Origin of the sequence: Pseudomonas iridis (assembly GCF_017980685.1) — a bacterium.
GTDB classification, from domain to species: domain Bacteria; phylum Pseudomonadota; class Gammaproteobacteria; order Pseudomonadales; family Pseudomonadaceae; genus Aquipseudomonas; species Aquipseudomonas iridis.
Window position 1 is genome coordinate 92916 of sequence record NZ_JACXXO010000011.1, and the last position, 20827, is coordinate 113742.

The window sequence follows — 20827 nt, forward strand, 5'->3', positions numbered from 1 at the left end:
TTCGCCCTCATTTACAGGAATTAAAATGAGCGAAAGCTTTGCGGAACTCTTTGAAGAAAGCCTAAAAACCCTGAACCTTCAGGCAGGCTCCATCATCACCGGTGTTATCGTTGATATCGATTACCAAGCTCGCTGGGTAACCGTTCACGCTGGCCTGAAGTCTGAAGCACTCATCCCGCTTGAGCAGTTCTACAACGACGCTGGCGATCTGACTATCAATGTCGGTGACGAAGTTCACGTTGCTCTGGACTCGGTTGAAGACGGTTTCGGTGAAACCAAGCTGTCCCGTGAAAAAGCCAAGCGCGCTGAATGCTGGATCGTTCTGGAAGCTGCCTTCGCAGCCGAGGAAGTGGTCAAGGGCGTTATCAACGGTAAGGTTAAAGGCGGCTTCACTGTCGACGTTAACGGCATCCGTGCGTTCCTGCCAGGTTCCCTGGTTGACGTCCGTCCAGTGCGCGACACCACGCACCTGGAAGGCAAAGAGCTGGAATTCAAGGTCATCAAGCTGGACCAGAAGCGCAACAACGTTGTCGTTTCCCGTCGCAGCGTCCTGGAAGCCGAGAACTCCGCCGAGCGTGAAGCTCTGCTGGAATCCCTGCAGGAAGGCCAGCAAGTCAAAGGTATCGTCAAAAACCTCACCGATTACGGCGCATTCGTCGATCTGGGTGGCGTGGACGGCCTGCTGCACATCACCGACATGGCCTGGAAGCGCATCAAGCATCCTTCCGAGATCGTCAACGTTGGTGACGAAATCGACGTTAAGGTTCTGAAGTACGATCGCGAACGCAATCGTGTTTCCCTGGGCCTGAAGCAACTGGGCGAAGATCCATGGGTTGCTATCAAAGCCCGTTACCCAGAAAGCACTCGCGTTACCGCTCGTGTAACCAACCTGACCGACTACGGCTGCTTCGCTGAGCTGGAAGAAGGCGTTGAAGGTCTGGTACACGTTTCCGAAATGGACTGGACCAACAAGAACATCCACCCTTCGAAAGTCGTACAAGTCGGCGACGAAGTGGAAGTTATGGTTCTGGACATCGACGAAGAGCGTCGTCGTATCTCCCTGGGCATCAAGCAGTGCAAATCTAACCCATGGGAAGATTTCTCTGGCCAGTTCAACAAGGGCGATAAAATCTCCGGCACCATCAAGTCGATCACCGATTTCGGTATCTTCATTGGTCTGGACGGCGGCATCGACGGTCTGGTTCACCTGTCCGACATCTCCTGGAACGAAGTTGGCGAAGAAGCTGTTCGTCGTTTCAAGAAGGGCGACGAGCTGGACACCGTTATCCTGTCGGTTGACCCAGAGCGCGAGCGTATCTCCCTGGGTATCAAGCAACTGGAAAGCGATCCGTTCTCCGAGTACGTTCAAGAGAACGACAAAGGCGCCATCGTTAAAGGCACTGTGAAAGAAGTTGACGCCAAAGGCGCCATCATCGTTCTGGCCGACGATATCGAAGCGACTCTGAAAGCCTCCGAAATCAGCCGTGACCGCGTTGAAGACGCGCGCAACGTTCTGAAAGAAGGTCAGGAAGTAGAAGCCAAGATCATCAGCGTTGACCGCAAGAGCCGCGTAATCCAGCTCTCCATCAAGTCGAAAGACGATGCTGAAGAGAAAGAAGCTATCCAAAGCCTGAAGGCTGAAGAAGCTCCTGCTGGCGACACCACCATGGCGGCACTGCTGCGCCAGGCAATGGCCAAACAGAACTAAGTTCTGCTTGATCATTAAAAAGGGCGACTTCGGTCGCCCTTTTTTGTGCCTGCGATTTGATGCGACGCTTCAGCGCGTGAAACCATTTCCTTTGCTCGTGGGTCTGTTTCTTTAATCGGATCAATCGTCTATTCACGACTAAGCTTGGTCTTAAGCGTGTAGTCGTCGGGCATGGCCTGGCATAAGGAAGTGGATGAACAAGTTTATTGTCGTTGCAGTGGTGCTGGCGTTGGCAGGTTGCACCACAAGTGCGAAGACCCATGCCGTGCGCGGCGTCAGTGGTATCGAGATCGACTGCTCAGGGCTGGGCTCTGGCTGGGAGAAGTGCCAGAAGCGTGCGGCGAAGGAGTGCAAGGGAGCAGGCTACAAAGTGATTACACGATCCGACGATGCCAAGGATGAGGATGAATACCCGTTCGGCTTCAACCCTGCGGGCTTCGTGACTCGAACCATGCTGGTGATCTGTCGCTAATCTCGCGCTGGGCCGGTGTGGTGTTGATGCCCTGGAAAAGGGCGTTTCAACGCCGGGAAAGATATGTCAATCCCTGGGCTGTTCAAAATCTTCCGGGCGTGCTAAAACCTTTCAAGCGCTGATCTAGCTGCTTGAAAAAGAAGGGAAAAATATGACGAAGTCGGAGTTGATCGAACGAATTGTCACCCATCAAGGGCTGCTCTCATCCAAGGATGTGGAGCTGGCCATCAAGACCATGCTTGAACAAATGTCCCAATGCCTGGCCACTGGTGATCGCATCGAGATCCGTGGGTTCGGCAGCTTCTCGCTGCACTATCGTGCCCCGCGTGTGGGCCGCAATCCGAAGACCGGCCAGTCGGTGAGTCTGGACGGCAAATTCGTTCCGCATTTCAAGCCGGGTAAGGAATTGCGCGATCGGGTGAACGAGGAAGAGGAGGAGGGGGTTTGACAGTCGCTATCTCTCAGGGAGCTACTCATGCGTAACTTCAAGCGCATACTTCTTGGCGTTTTTATTCTTTTGCTGGTGTTGGTGATCCTGGCTTTTGTGCTTGAGAACCAACAGTCGGTATCGTTATTGTTTCTGGGGTTGTCTGGCCCGCAGTTGCCAGTGTCGCTGGTTGTTGTATTGGCGTTGCTCATTGGCATGTTGATAGGGCCTGTGCTGGGCTGGTTCTTGGGGCGTTCGTCCAGAGTTGCACGTAAACGGCTGGTCTGAAGCGGCAGGTCAGGGCGTCTGTCGAGATTGCATCTCTGTCTGTCTTTATCCATTAGTAAAACGTTCGTTAAGCTGTAAAATGCGACCCTTGTTCGATAGTGCCTTATTGCATGTCGTTTCAGACTGACTTTGACGGATGCCACTGCTTAATGGCTTCTGCATTCATGGATTAGACAGTGCTCGTTGTTGGCTCTGTCCGCAGCTCAAGGGTATCGTTTCGCGTGAAAATTCTAGTTACCGGCGGCGCCGGGTTCATCGGCTCGGCAGTCATCCGTCACATCATCTCCAATACCACCGATTCTGTCGTTAACGTCGATAAGCTGACCTATGCCGGTAATCTTGAGTCCTTGGCAGAAGTCAGTCAGGATTCGCGCTACGCATTCGAGCGCGTGGATATCTGCGATCGCGATCAGATCGACCGTGTTCTACGTGAGCACCAGCCGGATGCAATCATGCACCTGGCCGCGGAGTCTCACGTCGATCGTTCGATTTCCGGCCCGTCAGAGTTCATCCAGACCAACATCATCGGTACTTACACTTTGCTGGAAGCCGCACGCCACTACTGGGCGGCGCTGGATGATGCGCGTAAAGCCAACTTCCGCTTCCACCACATTTCGACTGATGAAGTTTACGGAGACCTCGAAGGTCCGGAAGATCTCTTCACCGAAACCACGCCGTATCAGCCAAGCTCGCCATATTCGGCCAGCAAGGCCAGCTCCGATCATCTGGTTCGTGCCTGGGCGCGTACCTATGGCTTGCCAACGCTGGTCACCAACTGTTCCAACAATTACGGCCCCTGCCACTTCCCGGAGAAGCTGATCCCGCTGATCATTCTCAATGCGCTGGAAGGCAAGCCTCTGCCGGTCTATGGCAAGGGCGACCAGATTCGCGATTGGCTGTATGTGGAGGATCACGCCCGTGCGCTTTACAAGGTTGTCACCGAAGGCAGCATCGGTGAGACGTACAACATCGGTGGGCATAACGAAAAACAGAATATCGAAGTGGTGCATACCCTTTGCGCTCTTCTTGATGAGCTGCGTCCGGATTCCGCTCACCGCCCGCATGCAGGTTTGATCACCTACGTGCAAGACCGCCCTGGGCACGATCAGCGCTACGCGATTGATGCGAGCAAGATCCAGCGTGAATTGGGCTGGACACCGGAGGAGACTTTCCAGACCGGTATCCGCAAGACCGTTGAGTGGTATCTGAACAATACCGAGTGGGTAGAGCATGTCAAAAGCGGCAGCTATCAGCAGTGGATTGATCAAAACTATACAGGTCGCGCTCCTAAAGCATGAAAATTCTACTTCTGGGGAAAAATGGCCAAATCGGTTGGGAATTGCAGCGTGCGCTCGCTCCGTTAGGAGAGTTGGTCGCCTATGGGCATAATCCTGCTCAAGGGTTGGCTGTTGATCTTGCCGATGCTGAGGCGCTGCGTGCGGTAATACGCGCAGTCGAGCCGGACCTTATCGTTAACGCTGCCGCGTACACAGCTGTCGATAAAGCGGAGTCAGACAAGGAGCAGGTTGATCGCGTAAACGCTCGATCTTGCGAAATCATGGCACAAGAGGCGAAGGCGCTGGGCGCCTGGCTTGTCCACTACTCAACGGATTACGTGTTCAGCGGTCTGGGTACCGAGCCTTGGAAAGAGACTGACTCTGTTGCGCCATTGAATCAGTACGGAATGAGTAAAGCGGCTGGTGAGCAGGCAATCGTTCAGTCGGGCTGTCGATATCTGATTCTTCGCACCAGTTGGGTCTATGCCCGGCGAGGCAACAATTTCGCGAAAACGATGTTGCGGCTTGCCGAAGATCGCGAGGAGTTGAGCGTGGTATCCGATCAGGTAGGCGCGCCAACGGCAGCCGATTTGATTGCTGACGTCACCATGCTGGCGATACAGAAGGCTTTGGTCGATCCCGCTCTGATGGGTATTTATCATCTAGCGGCGCAGGGGGAGACTACTTGGTATTCCTATGCCCAGTATATCTTCGATTTTGCCCGGGCAAATGGCGAGAATCTAGCTGTTTCAAAGGTCAATCCTGTTGATTCCAGTTCTTATCCCACACCAGCGCGCCGACCGATGAATTCCCGCCTGGATACCCGAAAGCTCCGGGAGCGCTTTTTCATACACTTGCCATCTTGGCAATCAGGTCTGGATCGAGTGCTAGGAGAGATCTTGGGGAAATGAGTAAATTACGAATGTATAAATGATTTTTTATCGGCTTAAGTGATTGCAGTAATCACTTAAACCACTAACAAGAGTCGCGTTTGTCAGATTCAATTTAACGCGAGCCGGGATGATGCGAACTCGGTGGTCACGCTATAAAAGTCATTAAATTTTCTATTCAAGGGCATCAGGATATGCAAGTCAATTCCCGAAACGAAGTTGCTGATGAAGGGCTTGATTTTTATGCCCTCGTTTCTACAATTTTGCGGCAAAAAGTTGTTATTTTGTGTTTTGCTGCATTGGGAGTTGCCATTGCGACTGCCTATGCATTTGTTGCACAGCCAATTTATGAGGCAAGATCTTTCATAACGCCGCCTACACAGAATGACATCCAAAGTCTGAACAAGGGCCGTGCCACGCTCAAGCTTCCGCCATTGGCTGTAAAGGATATTTACTCGGTATTTCTGAAAAACTTGCAGGCCGAATCCTTACGTCGCGAGTTCTTCGACACGACCTACCTGCCGGCCCAAGGGCAGAGCGATGATCCTAAAGGCAAGTTTTATGAAAGGCTGAACAAGGACCTTACGATCGCGCCGGTCGGCAAAGAGGTGAATGATCGATTCAAAGTTGTGATGCAGGATCCGGACGCACGGCGCGCGCAGCAGTGGGTAGATCAATATATCGCCAGAGCGCAGGAGCTGTCCCTGCAAGAGATCAATAAGAACCTTGCAGGTGAGTTTGACGTCGCTGCACAGGATTTTAATCAGAAAATAAGCCTGCTTCGAGACGAAGGCGAGAGGGCCAGACAGGATTCGCTGGCGAAACTACGCGAGGCACTGATCGTCGCCAAAGCCATTGGTCTGGAAAAGCCGCCTATTGTCAGCGGAAATCTAAATCAGTCGCTCAATATCGCGGGTAACATGGACGGTGAACTTACCTACATGCGCGGCACTAAGGCCCTCGAAGCCGAGATAGCAAATCTGCAAGTGAGAAAGTCTGACGATCCATTCATCGAGAAGCTGCGTGGTTTTGAAGCGAATTACAAATTTTACAAAAAATTGTCCCAACAATTTCGGAAGGTTAATACATTCCGCATGGATGGTGATGTTCAAATTTCCGGAGAGCCTGTGAAACCGAAAACTGCTCTGATCGTTCTGGGCGGTCTGATTGTCGGCCTCATGCTGGGAATCGTCGTCGCACTACTCCGCAATGCGCTTCTGATCAATCGGAAAGAACTGGCAGGCGTATAGGTTGGCACTAATCGATAGTTTGTATCTATCGGTTTTTTAGTTTGGGTTTTTTTGTCTATGAATCATGAGTTTCTGAGCCGTTCAATACTGGTTCAGAAGCCAAGGAACAACATGCTTTGCATCTGCTTCCGGCCATTCATCATTGAAACAAATGTACAATTGTGCACGGTCAGATGATTAATGTTCCAATGTTAGTGAAAGCCTAGGATCAGGCGAGAGGGTTGAAAATGAAAGGCATCATTCTGGCGGGTGGTTCAGGTACACGTTTGTATCCGCTGACAAAGGGAGTATCCAAGCAGCTGCTGCCTATCTACGACAAGCCGATGATTTTTTATCCGCTTTCGGTGCTAATGCTCGCCGGTATTCGCGAAATCCTTGTCATTACCACCCCAGACGATCTCGCCGGTTTTCAGCGCTTGCTGGCTGACGGCGCTCAATTCGGTGTGAGTCTCAGTTATGCAGTTCAGCCTAGTCCAGATGGCCTGGCCCAGGCATTTCTTATTGGCGAAGAGTTCATCGGCGAAGACTCCGTATGCTTGGTTCTTGGCGACAATATTTTCTATGGCCAAGGCTTCACCACGATGCTTCAGGATGTTGCTACCCGCAAGAGTGGCGCAACCGTGTTCGGCTATCAGGTAAAAGATCCTGAGCGATTCGGTGTAGTGCAGTTTGACGATGGTCGAAAGGCAATATCCATTGAAGAAAAGCCCCTGAAGCCGAAGTCCAGTTACGCAGTTACGGGCCTCTATTTTTACGACAACGATGTCATTGAAATTGCTAAAAATGTAAAACCGTCGGAACGAGGCGAGTTGGAAATTACCTCGATCAACCAGGCCTATCTTGACCGTGGTGATTTGCAGGTAGAGCTCCTTGGCCGAGGCTTTGCGTGGCTGGATACGGGAACACACGAAAGCTTGCTGGAAGCTTCTCATTTCGTTGAAACCATTGAAAAACGTCAGGGATTCAAAATCGCCTGCTTGGAAGAGATCGCGTTCAAGAACGGCTGGTTAAGTACTGCCGAACTGTACAAAACAGCGAATGAGCTGAAGAAAAATAATTACGGGCAATACCTGCTCGGACTCATCAAAGAACATGATGAACAGTGATTTTTTCGGTATTGATGCTCTTTATTGCAGGTGAGTCATGGCGTACTTGAATGCAGCACAGCTAGAAGAAATGGGTTTCAAGAAACTCGGCAAAGGAGTCAAAATCAGCGATAAGGCCAGTATCTATAACCCAGAACTGATAGAACTAGGCGACCATACGCGAATCGATGATTTCTGTGTGGTGTCAGGTCGTGTGATATTTGGTAACTACAACCATATTACTCCGATGTGTTTAGTAGCGGGCGGGGAGCCTGGGATAGAGTTTTCGGATTTCTGCACATTGGCGTATGGCGTAAAAGTATTCTCGCAATCAGATGACTACAGCGGCGCCACCTTGACCAACTCGCTCGTTCCGAAAAAATTCAAGAACGAGAAGTTTGAGAAAGTGACGCTCGAACGGCACGTCATAGTGGGGACGGGAGCTGTAATCATGCCCGGCGTAATTATCAGAGAGGGCTGCTCTGTAGGTGCAATGGCCTTACTGACTAAAAGTACCGAGTCATGGGGTATTTACGCAGGCATTCCGGCCGTTCGAGTGAAAGAGCGCAAGCGGGATCTTTTGGATCTGGAACAACAGTTTTTGGATGAATCAAAATGACAGTACCATTCAACAAGCCACCTTATACTGGTAACGAAGACCAGCATGTCATCACCGCAATGCGAAGCGGAAAGATGTCGGGTGATGGCGATTTCACGCTTCGTTGCCAGGCATGGTTCGAGGCGAGGGTGGGTTGCAAGAAAGCGCTGCTGACACCTTCCTGCACTCAGGCACTCGAGATGGCGGCGTTGTTGATCGATATACAGCCAGGTGATGAAGTCATTATGCCTAGCTATACATTCGTAAGCACAGCGAACGCTTTTGTCTTGCGCGGAGCAAAGATTGTCTTCGTTGATGTTCGTGCCGACACCATGAACATTGATGAATCGTTAATTGAAGATGCAATTACTGACAAGACGAAAGCCATTGTTCCGGTTCACTACGCTGGCGTGGCCTGCGAGATGGACACAATCATGTCCATTGCCAAGCGGCATAATCTGTTCGTGATTGAAGACGCTGCCCAAGGCATGATGTCGACCTATAAAGGGCGAGCATTGGGCACAATAGGCCACATGGCGGCCTATAGCTTTCATGAAACAAAAAACTACACCAGTGGTGGCGAAGGCGGCTTGCTTCTGATCAATGATGATCAGTTTGTTGTCAGAGCCGAAATCATCCGTGAGAAAGGCACCAATCGTAGTCTTTTCTTCCGCGGAATGATTGATAAATATACTTGGGTCGATGTCGGCAGCAGCTATCTTCCAGGGGAACTTCAAGCAGCTTACCTTTTTGGTCAGCTCGAAAAAGTGGATCAAATCAATAAGGCCAGGCATGTTGTTTGGAATTATTATTACCAAGCATTGCAAAAAGCATCGAATGATGGCTGCATTGAACTTCCTAGTCTTCCGGATGGATGCGTCGGCAATGCGCATATGTTTTATATAAAAGTCCGGGACATTGGAGTTCGAACTCAGGTTTTGGATATTCTAAAGAACCAGGGTGTTGGCGCTGTTTTCCATTATATCCCGTTGCACTCTGCACCTGCCGGACTGAGATTGGGTCGCTTTCATGGCGCAGATGTACATACTACTATTGAGAGTGAGCGCCTGATACGTCTGCCAATCTGGTATGGCATGCACGAATCGGAAATGGAGCAAGTAGCTGCGGCTGTGATCGGTGCGGTAAATGCAACTTTCCAGTAAGGTTGCATTGGGTGCTTCTGACAAAAAGCGTGCGCTCACCAGCGCCGCTTTTACCACCATTGCTCAGATTTCCAAGATCGGGGTGGGTTTCGCCTTTATTAAACTTATCGCGGTTTATCTCGGTGCCGGCGGTATGGGGCAACTTGGCCACTTCATGAGCGCAGTAACACTTCTGTCGTTACTTGCGGGTGGAGGGATTGTCAATGGTCTGATCAAATATGTTGCCCAGTATAAAAAGCAGCCGAAAAGACTGATGGACACAGTTGCAGTGTCAAAAGCTTATTCTTTGATATTTTGCATACTTATCTGTTTGTTGGGGTGCGTGTTTTCCAAGTTGTTATCGGAATATATATTTAAAACTCCGGACAATTACTGGATTATTATTTTTCTTTCTGTCGCTCAATTCGGATTTGCATTCACGAATCTGGTGACGGGGGTGATCAATGGGCTGCGGGACACCAAAACGTATGCAGTTATTCAAATTGTTGGGAATGTACTAGTACTGCCTGTGAGCTGGATTCTGATCAAGAATTTTCACCTTATCGGTGCTGCGCTATCGATGGTGTTTTTTTTCTCGTTTTACACGATACCGGCATTGTATTTTTATCGGCGGTCTATCTTCTTTAAGTTTTCGATCGGTTTGAAGTACGAGGCCGAAGGATTCAAGCGGCTACTGGCGTTTACATTGATGGCAGTGGTAGGTGCAGTCAGTGTCCCACTGATAGAGATAGTAATTCGCGAACGCATCATTGAGAACGTTGGTTTTGTAGCGGCTGGCATATGGCAGGCATCCATCAAGCTATCAAGCGCTTATATGGGTTTCTTTACCATTTTTCTTGCCGTTTATTTCATGCCAATGGTGTCAGAGAAGGCGGAAGTTGCTCATATTACGCCTTTGGTTTTAAAGTTTATGAAACTAGTCATGGCGATTTTTATATCCGGGGCGTTGGTTTTTTATGCTTTGAGACAATACCTTATACCTTTACTGCTTTCTGCAGAGTTTGTAGATCTTGAAGCCTTGATAAAATATCAGTTGTTGGCTGATTTTTTCCGTATTTCAACCTATGTCATAAGTTTCGTTGTGGTCGCAAAGGCTGCTCTGAGGATTTACCTGATAAGTGAATTGACTCAAGGTTTGGTTTTTTGCGGATTAAGCCTCTCTTTTCTGCACAGCGGACTGGGGGTTAAAGGAGTTTTTCTCGCTAATTTGATAATGAATATTGTGTATTTTGTGGTTTCGATTATTGGGTTTATGATTTATAGGCGGAGGAGTGTTTGATGTTGACCGGGAGCGTAGTGGTATCCTGCTATAATCAGGAAGATTATATAGAAGAGTGTCTGGATAGCATACTTTCTCAAGAAATAAACTTTGACTGTGAAATCATAGTTTCGGATGACTGTTCAACTGATCGCACTCAGGAAAGGCTTCGCGCCTACTCTGATAGGCATCCGGGTAGAGTCAAACTTCTGCTCAGAGATAAAAATGTTGGCGCGGCGTTGAATTATCACGGCGTGCATAAAATGGCATCCGGCGATGTTGTTTACCACTTTGATGGTGATGACGTCATGCTGCCAGGGAAGCTACAGCAGCAATATGATGTTTTTAAGAATAACTCAGACGTGAATGTCGTATTTCACAAGGCAGTTTATTTTTCGGACGATAATTCGTATACGTCAGAAACACAATTCCCTGAGACTGCTACAGAGATGGTGTCGTTGATCTCGCTGGAAGAAATGGCTCGTTGGGGGGCTATTGCGGTTCACAGCTCTTACGCCTATCGACGGAGTTCCAGGCGTGCGGTGATCGATCGTGAATTTATGGAATGGTTTTTTGTAATAGATTCTTTACTTCCCGATAAAAAGGCCGCTTATATAAATGCGCCGTTGGTAAGATATAGATGTAACCTGTCAGCAGGTTCTTACTTGTCTACAACTGCCGGTAAGATTAAGTCCTATACAATATATCTTAATGATTTGTATGGCTATTTTGATTCGCGGCCGGAATTAAGGGGTGATCTTTACTCTAATTTTCTCGTCACCTTCTTAGCAATGGCAAGGTCAACTCATAAATGTACCGCCAAGAGCATGATGTTTTTATTGCGGAATTTACATTGTTTTCGACTACACAAAATTGTTGAGACAGTAAACGTCCGAAAACGTGTCGGGCCGGAGAACAAGGTGCGGTGATGGATGTGCATTGTGGGGCGGCAGCAATTGAGGCGATGGGATGTTAAGTCTAGATCTTTACGGTACGGCGTTTTATTTGGTTAGCGCTTTTCTGTTCCTGTTTGCTGCGTTCCAAACTCTAGTGCGGAATCGTAGCGTTGTAGATGTCAATCGAGCCATTGAGCTCTTTGCTGTGTTTTTTGCAATCGCCATCGTTTCTCATGATGTGTCTAATCGACCGTTTGATATGGAGGGTGATACGGCGGTTTATATAAATTTTTTTAATGATTTGAATTCCGGCCTGGAAAATCCCTTTCAAACATTTGAGCCGGGATTTATTGGGGTTGTGCGAGTTTTTGGGTATTTGTCACTCGACTACCAGAGTTTTTTCTATCTCATTACATTTATGTTTTTGTGGTCGTATTATTTTCTGATCAAAGCAGTATTTGGTGCTCAGTCGCGTTGGTCGTTGCTTGTTTTTGCAGCGGTTTTGTTTTACCCGTTTTTCTTTTCGTTGACTGCTAATGTTATTCGGCAAGGCTTTGCCATGTGTTTTATAAATTTATCACTATACTGTACTGCGAGAGGGTACTGGAATCGTGGTGTGATCTTTACAATGATTGCGACTCTATTTCATAAATCATCCATCGTCTATTTTCCAGTCATTCTATTTCGACGGTTGGTCCTTAAGATTGGGGTTTCTGGTCTAGTTATATTGTGGCTCGGTTTCTCTTTGGCTTCATATCTAAAGTTGTTTGTTTTGTTGGTTGCGGCATTGTTTGATTTGTCGTTCAGTTATGGTTTGGCTGTTAACTATAATGATGTTGGTGATATTGATTATATTACTGGGTTCAGATGGGATTTTTGGGCGTTTTCGTCGGTTGCTGTAGTCTTGCTGGTGGTTCTGAAAATGCTTGGAGGGGAGCTAAATAAGCGAGAGACGTATATTTTCTATGTCTGCGCTTTGCTTTCCTGTCTTCATATCGCAATGTTTGATGTGGCTTATAATGATAGATTTGGTGTCTACTCCTGGATCTACTATCCGTTGGAGCTGGCGTATGTCATTCGTGCGATCAGCAATAACTTTGCGAAAGGTCAGCGACGTTTTTACGCTGAACAAAAGTCTATCACTATCAAACAAGGAGAGAAATTGTGATATTGTTGACAGGTGCTAAAGGATTCATTGGAAGCTCATTGCTTTTGCGTCTCTGTGAAGCTGGCCATAAAGTTAGAGTGGTGACCCGTTCCTCCTTCGAATGCGAGCTCGATAACGTTGAAATCATCTGTGCTGATTTGACCAACCCCGATACCGATTTTAATGCCTTACTCTGCGGCTGTGATGTGGTTTTTAATTGTGCAGGTGAAATCCACAAAGAAGAGTCTATGCGCTCTCTTCATGTTGATGCTACGGAGCGATTGGTCGCAGCTGCAAATCAAGTGGCGCAGAAAGAGCATCCCATACACTTTGTTCAATTGAGCAGTGTAGGCGCGTACGGGCCTGCAAGAGGAATGACGCGAATCGTAAACGAACTTACGCTCGAAAATCCACAAGGTGTTTACGAAGAAACGAAAACCGCCGGGGACTCGCGAGTAACCGAAAATAGAAACAATCAGTTTTTTAGTTATACTATTTTGCGACCCTCCAATGTGTTTGGCCCGAGTATGACTAATAAGTCCCTTAGGCAGTTGGGTGAAGTTGTGCGGAAAGGGTTGTTTTTTTACATCGGTTCCGCCAAAAAAGACTCGGTGGCCACCTATATACACGTTGACGATGTTGTCTCTGCGTTGATGCTGTGTGGGTTCGACTGCAAGGCAAAAGGTGAAATATTCAACCTCTCCAATGATTGTGCTTTATCCGATCTGATAAATGGGATGGCTGACGCGCAGGATGTTTCGAGACCTCACAGGAGTGTCCCCGAAGCCCCATTGCGTCTGATGGCCAGCATTGCCAATCGTTTTCTACGACTGCCTGTTACTCAAGCCAGGATCGACACGCTGGTAGCCAAGACTTCTTATCCGTCGACCAAGCTGCAAGAAATCCTTGGTTTTGTCCCTGAAAGAAATGTGCCTGCCAGCATTGGTGAACTTTTCCCAGAAAAACCAGTAGCCTGATCAGGGGCATATTGATTGTTTTACGAGACCGGTTGCCTCAGAATGTAAGCTATAATTCTGGGCATGTCTTAAGACTACAAGTATTGGAATTTGCTGGGTTTACGTGGGTATGGTCGGCGCCAAGTCATTGAAGGGAGATTTTCATTGCAAACTAATGAATTAAAGATTGCTCGAGTTTCGACAGTTCCGCTCTTTGTGGTCGCCCACCTACAAGCTCAGATCCAAGCGTTGAGCGCTGCCGGTATGGCGGTCACGGTCATTACCAGTCGCGACGAAATGAGTGATGAGCTTACGAAAAATAAGAACTTGACCTATGTGCCTGTAAATATTGAGCGAGAAATCAATCTCGTCCAGGATTTTTTAAGTCTCGTCGCTCTGATTCGTATTTTCAGAAAAAACAAATTCGATATCATTCATTCAACTACTCCCAAAGCCGGATTGCTTTGCGCGATTGCAGGTGTTTTTTCGGGTACGAAGATTCGATTGCATACGTTTACAGGGCAGCCGTGGGCTACCATGACTGGTGTCAAACGATCAATATTGAAATTGTGCGACAGAATTATCGGTTTGTTGAACACTCATTGTTATGCTGATAGTGAAAGTCAGAAAAATTTCCTCATTTCCTGCGGGATAATCAACGCTAAAAAGATCTCGGTAATAGGTGTGGGTTCTATTGCCGGTATCGATTTGAATCGGTTTGATCCATCCCGGTACACTTCGGAACAGCTAAGTCTGTTGCGTGCCGATCTGGATATTCCAGAATCGGGTAAAATTCTTTTGTTTGTTGGTAGAATTACACCTGACAAAGGCATTAAGGAACTTGTTTCTGCATTTGCCGAGATCGTGAATAAAGACAGCAATATCTATCTTGTGTTTGTTGGGCCATTCGAGTCTGCCGGAGAGAATATCATCGCGCAGATTGCAGATGTGAACGTGCGGAAAAATATTAAGACAGTTGGCTATTGCAATGAGCCGGAAAAATATATGGCGCTCGCCGATCTGCTATGTCTCCCAAGTTATAGGGAAGGATTTGGCACAGTCGTTATCGAAGCCGCAGCCATGGGAACGCCCACGATTGGTACCGATATCTATGGTTTGTCAGATGCAATAGTCGATGGTGAAACGGGGGTTTTAGTTCCAGTCAGAGACGCTGTTGCGCTTGAGGCAGCGATTCTGTCTACTCTGAACAATGCCCCGTTAATTTCGGCGATGGGTACTGCTGCCCGAGATCGTGCGTGCAGCGATTTTGGCGCGAACAATTGTTCAGATTTGTTGATCAATGAGTACAGGGGCTTTTCAAGCTGACTGTTGATGTACGTCGAGTGCCTAAGCGAGTCTTGCTTTCTGAAGCGACCGGGTTCGTTGGGTCGGCATTGGTCGATGCAATGAGACCGTGCCGTGCAGGAGTTGTACCCAGGGAAATCGTCGGCATCAAGTAGCCGCGATACCGTTCGAGCAGACGCAACCGAACGTCCTGGGCTCGCCTGGTTGAGCAGTCGAATAGGATTACCGTCGGATTAGGCGCCCCGCCGAATTTTACGCGCGTAGAGGTGGGCTGGTCGATGCTCGATCAGGCTCTGATTCCGCCGGAATTCAGAGTGTCGGTGGGTGCGTTTGGTATCGATGCGACGTGAATTGATACGCATGCCTCCGAAGTGCTCGTGAACTGTTTTCCTCTATTCAGATGTCGAAACAGGGCACATGTCGCGTCAACGAAACAATACCTAACAGGTCCAGAGTCGCTGTGGCGAAACCCACGCCACCTCGATCGAGATTACTGCCAGCGTCACCCTCATAAATGCGCTTCCGGAATCCCAGATACAAAAGCACGATGTTGAGAAATTCGACGGTGTAATCGGGCCAGGTTCAGGGAAATAACACAGTTCTTCGCAACACCCGAACCGGCAGTAAGCCGGCCTGGGAGACCCGATAGAAGTTCCAAGGCCGAAGTAGCGCTAGGGCTTACTGGCTTGCTGCATTACGCTGCAAATCACGTCGCAGGTCTTATCGATTTCGGCTTCAGTCAGCGTCGGATGCACCATGAACATCAGGCTTGTCTCTCCCAACTCTTTCGCTACAGCCAGTCGTTCCTCTGGGCGCCAGCCGGTATCATCAAACGCTTTCTCGAGATACACCTCAGAGCAGGATCCAGAAAAACATGGGACTCCAAGCTCGGAAATAGCGGACAGAATCCGGTCGCGGTTCCAGTCGGCCTTCAGCTGCTCTGGCTCTACGAACACATAACATTTATAAGCAGCGTGAACGCAGTTTTCAGGAACCACTGGAGCACGCAAACCTTTAAGCTCACGAGAAACCGACCAAATGCGTTCCGCATAATTGATTCGGCTGGCACGCCACTCGGCCATGCGCCGCAGCTGAATCCGGCCTATGACTCCTTGCACTTCTATCATTCGCCAGTTCGTACCGAAGCTTTCATGCAACCAACGGAAGCCTGATTGATGCTCGCGTTCGTAAATGGCTTCCCAGCTCTTGCCATGATCCTTGTAAGACCACATTTTCAACCAGAGACTACGATCATTCGTCGTAACCATCCCACCCTCACCCCCGGTGGTCATAATCTTGTCTTGGCAAAATGACCAGGCACCTATATGACCAATGGAGCCCACAGGACGCCCGTTATACGTAGCACCATGTGCTTGGGCGCAGTCTTCGATTACCTTGAGGTCATGGAGGGCTGCAAGCTCCATGATCGGGTCCATATCGCATGGCCAACCAGCCAGATGCACGCAGATCACACCGCGGGTACGGGGAGTCAGTACAGCCTGGATTGTCTGCGCGGTAATGTTCTGGGAGTCGCGGTCGACCTCGGCAAAGACCGGGATTGCACCGGCATTGACGATGCTGGAAACCGACGCCAGAAAAGTCCGGGGGGTGACGATGACTTCGTCTCCGGGCCCGATTCCCAGACCATTTAAAGCAAGATCAAGTGCAACAGTACCGTTCGCCAGGGCGATGGCGTATTCCGTGCCTGCCCAAGTGGCAAACTCCTTCTCAAATTCGCGGCACTCTTGCCCGGTCCAATAGTTAACTTTATTGGAAAGAATCAGATCGCGAACGGCATCGGCCTCTTCCTCTGTGAACGAAGGCCAAGGAGAAAATGGGGAATTCAACACGGTTTTTACCTGCCATCCGTAATTTAAAAAGAACCGTCGAAAATTCGAACGGCTAATCAGTCACATTTATCCGATGCCTGGACATTCAGGACCTGACAATCGCTCGAGCGGGAACCCCAGCCACAGTGCTGTTATCAGAGATATCGCAGACCACTGCGGAACCGGCACCAACCATCACGTTGGAGCCTATCCTGAGCATCTGCCTGACGCAGGCGCCGATACCTATCCAGCTGCCGTCACCTATGTTCACGAAGCCTGCCAAGCGAGCCCCTGGACTGATATGCACGCACAAACCAAGAATGCAGTCATGATCAACGCTGCAGCCCGTGTTCAGAATCGCCCCTTCACCGACTGTCGCATAGGCATTGACCACTGCCGATGCAAACACCACGGTTCCAGCCCCAATCTTAGCGTATTGGCTTATGACCGAAGAGGGGTGGACCAGCGAAGGAATTTGCGCACCTGAAGCCTTCAGTTCGTCAATTTTGCTGCGGCGGACACTGTTGTTGCCAATTGCTACCAGGACACCGTCGAACTCTTGCGCGCGGCGGAGCAAGTCCTGGGTTGTTCCAACTACCGGCCACATCCCGATGGATGAAACCTGAGGCCATGCATCATCAAAGAACTCGATGCCTCGCCATCCACAACATTCAGCCGTGTCGGCGACAACCTTGCCGTGACCACTAGCACCGAGAATAGCCAATCTCTTCATTTTTTGGACCCGGTGAACTTGGTCATTGTGACTTCACCTTGAGCACTGATCCCATCCCTGATCAAAACTTTTTTGACAGTGAGAAAGATAATCTTGAGGTCGAGCCAAAGTGACTGATTATCTACATACCACACATCCAGTTTGAACTTTTCCTCCCAGGACAGTGCGTTGCGGCCATTTATCTGAGCCCACCCAGTGACGCCCGGGCGTGCGTCATGCCTACGAACCTGTATTGTATCGTACAGAGGCAAGTACTCCATCAACAGTGGACGAGGCCCAACCAGACTCATATCCCCCTTTAGGACGTTCCACAACTCAGGCAACTCATCCAGGCTGCTGGATCGAAGAAAGCTGCCAAAACCCGTCATTCGCTGCGAGTCGGGCAAGGGGTTACCGTTGGCGTCCAGCGCGTCCCGCATCGTGCGAAACTTGACCATTTCAAAGGGTTTACCACCTAGACCCGGCCTGACCTGTCGAAACAAAATCGGTGATCCCAATCGCTTGCGAATCAAGTATGCGACTATCACGATCACGGGAGACAAGACAATCAACCCGGCCATGGAGGCCACAATATCGAATAAGCGTTTTGACATCGGAGATCCTTGAAAAACATATTATCGTTGGAGAAAAAAGCGTTGGAAATCATTTCATCAAACGCTTGAAATGCTCGCCGGAAAGCTCGAAACCGATTTGAAATGACAGTTCTTTTTCGATAGAACTCAGCCCAATTCTCAGCCATGGTGCTGCGTCTCTCAATCGAGACATCCAGCAACGCCGGGATCGCATCCGCAAGTGCCTACGGATCATCCGACTTGCTACAACGCCACAACCAGCCTAGCGCACCGGATCTGCGGCATCGCCGTTCACAGCTATTAAAATCGGCTTCCTGTCTGCAATGTATGCTTGGGTTCTGGGGGGATCGTGTTGGTGAACACACGAACCGAAGCAATAACTTGATCGTCGCCACGCTGCTGGCGGATCAGGCTCAGCGGCTCAGGTCTGCGCATCGCCAGCCGGCAGGCGACGAATTTCGCCGCTTATGATGCCACACTGAGGCGTTTTTTTGCCCCTCCGTTTAGCTGCCACACGTTTTTCACCCTAGCGACTTTGCTACCATCCAGGCTCATTGGCCATTCGCCTCCCAGGCTCACGAGAAAATGCCAAAACCAAAAGGCCCCCCGGTCACGGTTCGAGAAACTTCAATACGCGCGGAGTCCTGGAGAACCTCCAGAATTTTAATTCGTTGGTAGAGCAAATGAAATTCGAACACTTGCAGATTCAGCGGCAAAACCATGGACCTATACATAGGGTGGCGCCCAGGAATGCGCTACTGGCCATCAATACCATGGCTTGAGCCCATGCATGAATGCGTGGCTACTCTCGACACGAATAAGACTCGCGGGGTCGATGGTTTCTCGCTGTACGATCGTGCGCTTTGGCTTGTAAAAACATAAAAATAGTTTGTTGTTCCGATGAGCCGAAAAATACGTGGCTCTCGATTACGAGGAGGTTTCAAATTGACTGTTGATATAGATCACTTACCTCTGCGAGTCCTGGTCACCGGGGCAAATGGCTTCGTTGGATCTGCATTGGTCAGAGCTCTGGATAACCACTCGGGTTTTTTGCCGGTTTCCGTCGTGCGTTCAAAGGTAAATTCGCCTGTAGCAAACACCCAATCATTCTGTATCCCCGATATCTCATCCTCAACCGAATGGGGGAATTGTTTAAAGGGCGTAGCGGTTATCGTTCATGCTGCTGCACGGGTGCATGTGATGAAGGAGGTCGCCGTGGATGCGTTATCCGAGTTTCGGAGGGTCAATGTCGAGGGCACGGTCAATCTTGCCCGGCAAGCTGCGCAAGCCGGGGTTAAAAGGTTTGTCTTTATCAGTTCCATTAAAGTGAATGGCGAGGCGACGGAGCCTGGTCACCCGTTCACTGCTGACGATGTTCCGGCGCCATCCGACCCCTACGGCATTTCCAAGAAAGAGGCGGAAGAGGCGTTACTCGCCCTTTCGCGCGAAACGGGGATGGAGGTTGTAATCATTCGCCCCACCTTGATTTATGGTCCGAGCGTCAAGGCAAATTTTCTGAACATGATGACGTGGCTCAAAAAAGGCATACCTCTGCCTTTTGGCGCCATTAATAATAGGCGCAGTTTGGTTTCACTCGAAAACTTGGTCAGTTTGATTTTGGTTTGCCTGACGCATCATAATGCCGCCGGTCAAATATTCTTAGTCAGCGATGGCGTTGACCTGTCTACGACTGAGTTGCTGACCCGCACCGCCGAAGCTCTAGGTGTCAAAAGTCGTTTGCTTCCCGTGCCTGAACGATTGTTGATTTTCTGTGCAGCTGCTTTGGGGCGGCGAGCATTGTCTCAGCGGTTGTGCGGATCACTGCAGGTTGATATCAGTAAAACCCAAACTTTATTGGGTTGGAATTCGCCAGTTTCGGTACAAGATGCCTTGAATAGAACGACTAAAGATTTTTTGGAATATCGTAGATGACTAACTTGTATTGGATTTTATCGTTGGCGCTTGCTGGTGCACTCATTGGAACAGCTGCATTGCGTCGATATGCCCTCTCCAATAGTCTGATAGATATTCCGAATGCGCGAAGTTCTCATGAACTACCTACCCCAACGGGGGGCGGTGTGGCCATTGCCGTCTCATTTGTATTGAGCGCGGTTTTGCTTGCACTGACAGGATTGGTTCAATGGTCCCTCATAGGGGCAATCGCGGTGTCTGGGGGCGGAGTCACTATCATCGGTTTGCTCGACGATTACTCCCATACTCCAGCCCGTTGGCGGTTATTTTGCCATTTTGTCGCTGCGATCACGGGATTGATTATTATCGGCGGATTGGCGCCTATTCCCGTATTCGGGATGTCGTTGGATTTGGCTTGGGCCGGTTACGTGTTTGGAAGTTTTTATCTTGTCTGGTTGTTGAATCTTTATAACTTCATGGACGGTATAGATGGATTGGCAAGTATGGAAGCCATATTTGCTTGCCTGGGCGGGGCGCTACTTTATGTTGTTTCCGGACACATCGAATTTGTGTGGGGTCCGATAGTGCTGTCCTTGGCAGTGGCGGGTTTTCTGTATTGGAATTTTCCCCCGGCGCGTATTTTTATGGGGGATGCGGGTAGCGGGTTCCTGGGGCTTACGCTGGGTCTCTTGTCTTTGCAAGCAGCGTGGGTCGACCCTGCATTATTATGGGGGTGGCTCATCCTGCTGGGCGTATTCATCGTCGATGCGACCTCTACCCTTGTTGTCCGACTGGTCAAGGGTGACAAGGTTTACGAGGCTCATCGCAGCCATGCCTACCAATATGCATCACGTCAGTTTGGTGGGCACTTAGCCATCACTTTGTCCGTTACCTGTATCAACCTGATCTGGCTGTTACCGGTTGCCATTTTGGTGGCCCTTGGAAGTTTGGAGGGGGTTGTCGGTTTGTTGATAGCCTACGTACCGTTGACTCTTTTGGCCTTGCGGTTCAAGGCAGGTCAACGCGAAGGTTGAGTCGGTTCTTCTTCCCGGTGCGATTTTC

The 20827-nt window shown here is 49.4% G+C and carries 20 protein-coding genes; 17 read left to right on the forward strand and 3 right to left on the reverse strand.

Features of this window, described 5'->3' with window-relative positions; translation table 11 throughout:
- Positions 1 to 25: 25 nt before the first annotated feature.
- The 15 genes from rpsA to IEQ42_RS18585 all read left to right on the forward strand — a co-directional run bounded on the left by rpsA (position 26) and on the right by IEQ42_RS18585 (position 14741).
- Positions 26 to 1708 carry a 30S ribosomal protein S1 gene (rpsA, locus tag IEQ42_RS18515; protein ID WP_007908431.1) on the forward strand — a complete coding sequence of 561 codons (1683 nt, stop codon included), beginning with the start codon at positions 26 to 28 and terminating at the stop codon, positions 1706 to 1708.
- A 193-nt stretch (positions 1709 to 1901) separates the two neighbouring features.
- Positions 1902 to 2180, forward strand: coding sequence for a hypothetical protein (locus IEQ42_RS18520; RefSeq protein ID WP_210704548.1), 279 nt, complete (start codon positions 1902 to 1904; stop codon positions 2178 to 2180).
- Between the two features lie 151 nt (positions 2181 to 2331).
- Positions 2332 to 2628, forward strand: a complete 297-nt coding sequence (gene ihfB / locus IEQ42_RS18525) for an integration host factor subunit beta (protein WP_003189779.1) — start codon at positions 2332 to 2334, stop codon at positions 2626 to 2628.
- Between the two features lie 27 nt (positions 2629 to 2655).
- A complete protein-coding gene (locus tag IEQ42_RS18530) occupies positions 2656 to 2895 on the forward strand; it encodes a lipopolysaccharide assembly protein LapA domain-containing protein (RefSeq protein WP_210704549.1) in 240 nt (79 codons plus the stop codon).
- Positions 2896 to 3116: 221 nt separating this feature from the next.
- On the forward strand, positions 3117 to 4193 hold the full coding sequence (gene rfbB / locus IEQ42_RS18535; RefSeq protein ID WP_210704550.1) for a dTDP-glucose 4,6-dehydratase: 1077 nt from the start codon (positions 3117 to 3119) through the stop codon (positions 4191 to 4193).
- Positions 4190 to 5083 carry a dTDP-4-dehydrorhamnose reductase gene (rfbD, locus tag IEQ42_RS18540; RefSeq protein ID WP_210704551.1) on the forward strand — a complete coding sequence of 298 codons (894 nt, stop codon included), beginning with the start codon at positions 4190 to 4192 and terminating at the stop codon, positions 5081 to 5083. Before rfbB ends, rfbD begins: the two co-directional genes overlap by 4 nt.
- A gap of 173 nt (positions 5084 to 5256) precedes the next feature.
- A complete protein-coding gene (locus tag IEQ42_RS18545; protein ID WP_210704552.1) occupies positions 5257 to 6312 on the forward strand; it encodes an LPS O-antigen chain length determinant protein WzzB in 1056 nt (351 codons plus the stop codon).
- A gap of 227 nt (positions 6313 to 6539) precedes the next feature.
- Complete coding sequence (gene rfbA, locus IEQ42_RS18550; RefSeq protein WP_228732006.1) at positions 6540 to 7418, forward strand: glucose-1-phosphate thymidylyltransferase RfbA; 879 nt, start codon at positions 6540 to 6542, stop codon at positions 7416 to 7418.
- Positions 7419 to 7455: 37 nt separating this feature from the next.
- Positions 7456 to 8016, forward strand: a complete 561-nt coding sequence (locus IEQ42_RS18555; RefSeq protein ID WP_210704554.1) for an acyltransferase — start codon at positions 7456 to 7458, stop codon at positions 8014 to 8016.
- The gene (rffA, locus tag IEQ42_RS18560) at positions 8013 to 9158 is read left to right on the forward strand and encodes a dTDP-4-amino-4,6-dideoxygalactose transaminase (RefSeq protein WP_210704556.1); all 1146 of its coding nucleotides are present in this window, start codon (positions 8013 to 8015) and stop codon (positions 9156 to 9158) included. The genes IEQ42_RS18555 and rffA overlap by 4 nt, the downstream gene beginning before the upstream one ends.
- The gene (locus IEQ42_RS18565) at positions 9142 to 10437 is read left to right on the forward strand and encodes an O-antigen translocase (protein ID WP_210704558.1); all 1296 of its coding nucleotides are present in this window, start codon (positions 9142 to 9144) and stop codon (positions 10435 to 10437) included. The genes rffA and IEQ42_RS18565 overlap by 17 nt, the downstream gene beginning before the upstream one ends.
- A complete protein-coding gene (locus IEQ42_RS18570) occupies positions 10437 to 11345 on the forward strand; it encodes a glycosyltransferase family 2 protein (RefSeq protein WP_210704560.1) in 909 nt (302 codons plus the stop codon). The genes IEQ42_RS18565 and IEQ42_RS18570 overlap by 1 nt, the downstream gene beginning before the upstream one ends.
- A 40-nt stretch (positions 11346 to 11385) precedes the next feature.
- Positions 11386 to 12480, forward strand: a complete 1095-nt coding sequence (locus IEQ42_RS18575; RefSeq protein WP_210704562.1) for an EpsG family protein — start codon at positions 11386 to 11388, stop codon at positions 12478 to 12480.
- The gene (locus tag IEQ42_RS18580; protein ID WP_338109820.1) at positions 12477 to 13436 is read left to right on the forward strand and encodes an NAD-dependent epimerase/dehydratase family protein; all 960 of its coding nucleotides are present in this window, start codon (positions 12477 to 12479) and stop codon (positions 13434 to 13436) included. Before IEQ42_RS18575 ends, IEQ42_RS18580 begins: the two co-directional genes overlap by 4 nt.
- Positions 13437 to 13580: 144 nt before the next feature.
- Positions 13581 to 14741, forward strand: a complete 1161-nt coding sequence (locus IEQ42_RS18585; protein WP_210704564.1) for a glycosyltransferase family 4 protein — start codon at positions 13581 to 13583, stop codon at positions 14739 to 14741.
- A gap of 650 nt (positions 14742 to 15391) precedes the next feature.
- On the opposite strand, the gene IEQ42_RS18590 is transcribed toward IEQ42_RS18585, so the two are convergent.
- The 3 genes from IEQ42_RS18590 to IEQ42_RS18600 form a co-directional block, all read right to left on the reverse strand.
- Positions 15392 to 16570: a DegT/DnrJ/EryC1/StrS family aminotransferase gene (locus IEQ42_RS18590; protein ID WP_210704566.1), complete on the reverse strand. Its 1179-nt coding sequence runs from the start codon at positions 16568 to 16570 to the stop codon at positions 15392 to 15394.
- A gap of 85 nt (positions 16571 to 16655) precedes the next feature.
- Complete coding sequence (locus tag IEQ42_RS18595) at positions 16656 to 17282, reverse strand: acetyltransferase (protein WP_210704568.1); 627 nt, start codon at positions 17280 to 17282, stop codon at positions 16656 to 16658.
- Positions 17279 to 17875 (reverse strand): sugar transferase, encoded by a 597-nt coding sequence (locus IEQ42_RS18600; RefSeq protein ID WP_210704569.1) that lies wholly within the window; start codon positions 17873 to 17875, stop codon positions 17279 to 17281. The genes IEQ42_RS18595 and IEQ42_RS18600 overlap by 4 nt, the downstream gene beginning before the upstream one ends.
- 924 nt (positions 17876 to 18799) lie before the next feature.
- Here IEQ42_RS18600 and IEQ42_RS18605 point away from each other — a divergent pair.
- Both IEQ42_RS18605 and IEQ42_RS18610 read left to right on the forward strand, forming a co-directional pair.
- On the forward strand, positions 18800 to 19786 hold the full coding sequence (locus IEQ42_RS18605; protein WP_228732007.1) for a UDP-glucose 4-epimerase family protein: 987 nt from the start codon (positions 18800 to 18802) through the stop codon (positions 19784 to 19786).
- Complete coding sequence (locus tag IEQ42_RS18610) at positions 19783 to 20799, forward strand: MraY family glycosyltransferase (RefSeq protein ID WP_210704575.1); 1017 nt, start codon at positions 19783 to 19785, stop codon at positions 20797 to 20799. The genes IEQ42_RS18605 and IEQ42_RS18610 overlap by 4 nt, the downstream gene beginning before the upstream one ends.
- The last annotated feature ends 28 nt before the right edge of the window (positions 20800 to 20827 follow it).

Excerpts from the sequence above, each read along its gene's own strand:
- rpsA (WP_007908431.1), top strand. The coding sequence starts at position 26 with ATGAGCGAAAGCTTTGCGGAACTCTTTGAAGAAAGCCTAAAAACCCTG.
- IEQ42_RS18520 (WP_210704548.1), top strand. The coding sequence starts at position 1,902 with ATGAACAAGTTTATTGTCGTTGCAGTGGTGCTGGCGTTGGCAGGTTGC.
- ihfB (WP_003189779.1), top strand. The coding sequence starts at position 2,332 with ATGACGAAGTCGGAGTTGATCGAACGAATTGTCACCCATCAAGGGCTG.
- IEQ42_RS18530 (WP_210704549.1), top strand. The coding sequence starts at position 2,656 with ATGCGTAACTTCAAGCGCATACTTCTTGGCGTTTTTATTCTTTTGCTG.
- rfbD (WP_210704551.1), top strand. The coding sequence starts at position 4,190 with ATGAAAATTCTACTTCTGGGGAAAAATGGCCAAATCGGTTGGGAATTG.
- IEQ42_RS18545 (WP_210704552.1), top strand. The coding sequence starts at position 5,257 with ATGCAAGTCAATTCCCGAAACGAAGTTGCTGATGAAGGGCTTGATTTT.
- rfbA (WP_228732006.1), top strand. The coding sequence starts at position 6,540 with ATGAAAGGCATCATTCTGGCGGGTGGTTCAGGTACACGTTTGTATCCG.
- IEQ42_RS18555 (WP_210704554.1), top strand. The coding sequence starts at position 7,456 with ATGGCGTACTTGAATGCAGCACAGCTAGAAGAAATGGGTTTCAAGAAA.
- rffA (WP_210704556.1), top strand. The coding sequence starts at position 8,013 with ATGACAGTACCATTCAACAAGCCACCTTATACTGGTAACGAAGACCAG.
- IEQ42_RS18565 (WP_210704558.1), top strand. The coding sequence starts at position 9,142 with ATGCAACTTTCCAGTAAGGTTGCATTGGGTGCTTCTGACAAAAAGCGT.
- IEQ42_RS18570 (WP_210704560.1), top strand. The coding sequence starts at position 10,437 with ATGTTGACCGGGAGCGTAGTGGTATCCTGCTATAATCAGGAAGATTAT.
- IEQ42_RS18575 (WP_210704562.1), top strand. The coding sequence starts at position 11,386 with ATGTTAAGTCTAGATCTTTACGGTACGGCGTTTTATTTGGTTAGCGCT.
- IEQ42_RS18595 (WP_210704568.1), bottom strand. The coding sequence starts at position 17,282 with ATGAAGAGATTGGCTATTCTCGGTGCTAGTGGTCACGGCAAGGTTGTC.
- IEQ42_RS18600 (WP_210704569.1), bottom strand. The coding sequence starts at position 17,875 with ATGTCAAAACGCTTATTCGATATTGTGGCCTCCATGGCCGGGTTGATT.
- IEQ42_RS18610 (WP_210704575.1), top strand. The coding sequence starts at position 19,783 with ATGACTAACTTGTATTGGATTTTATCGTTGGCGCTTGCTGGTGCACTC.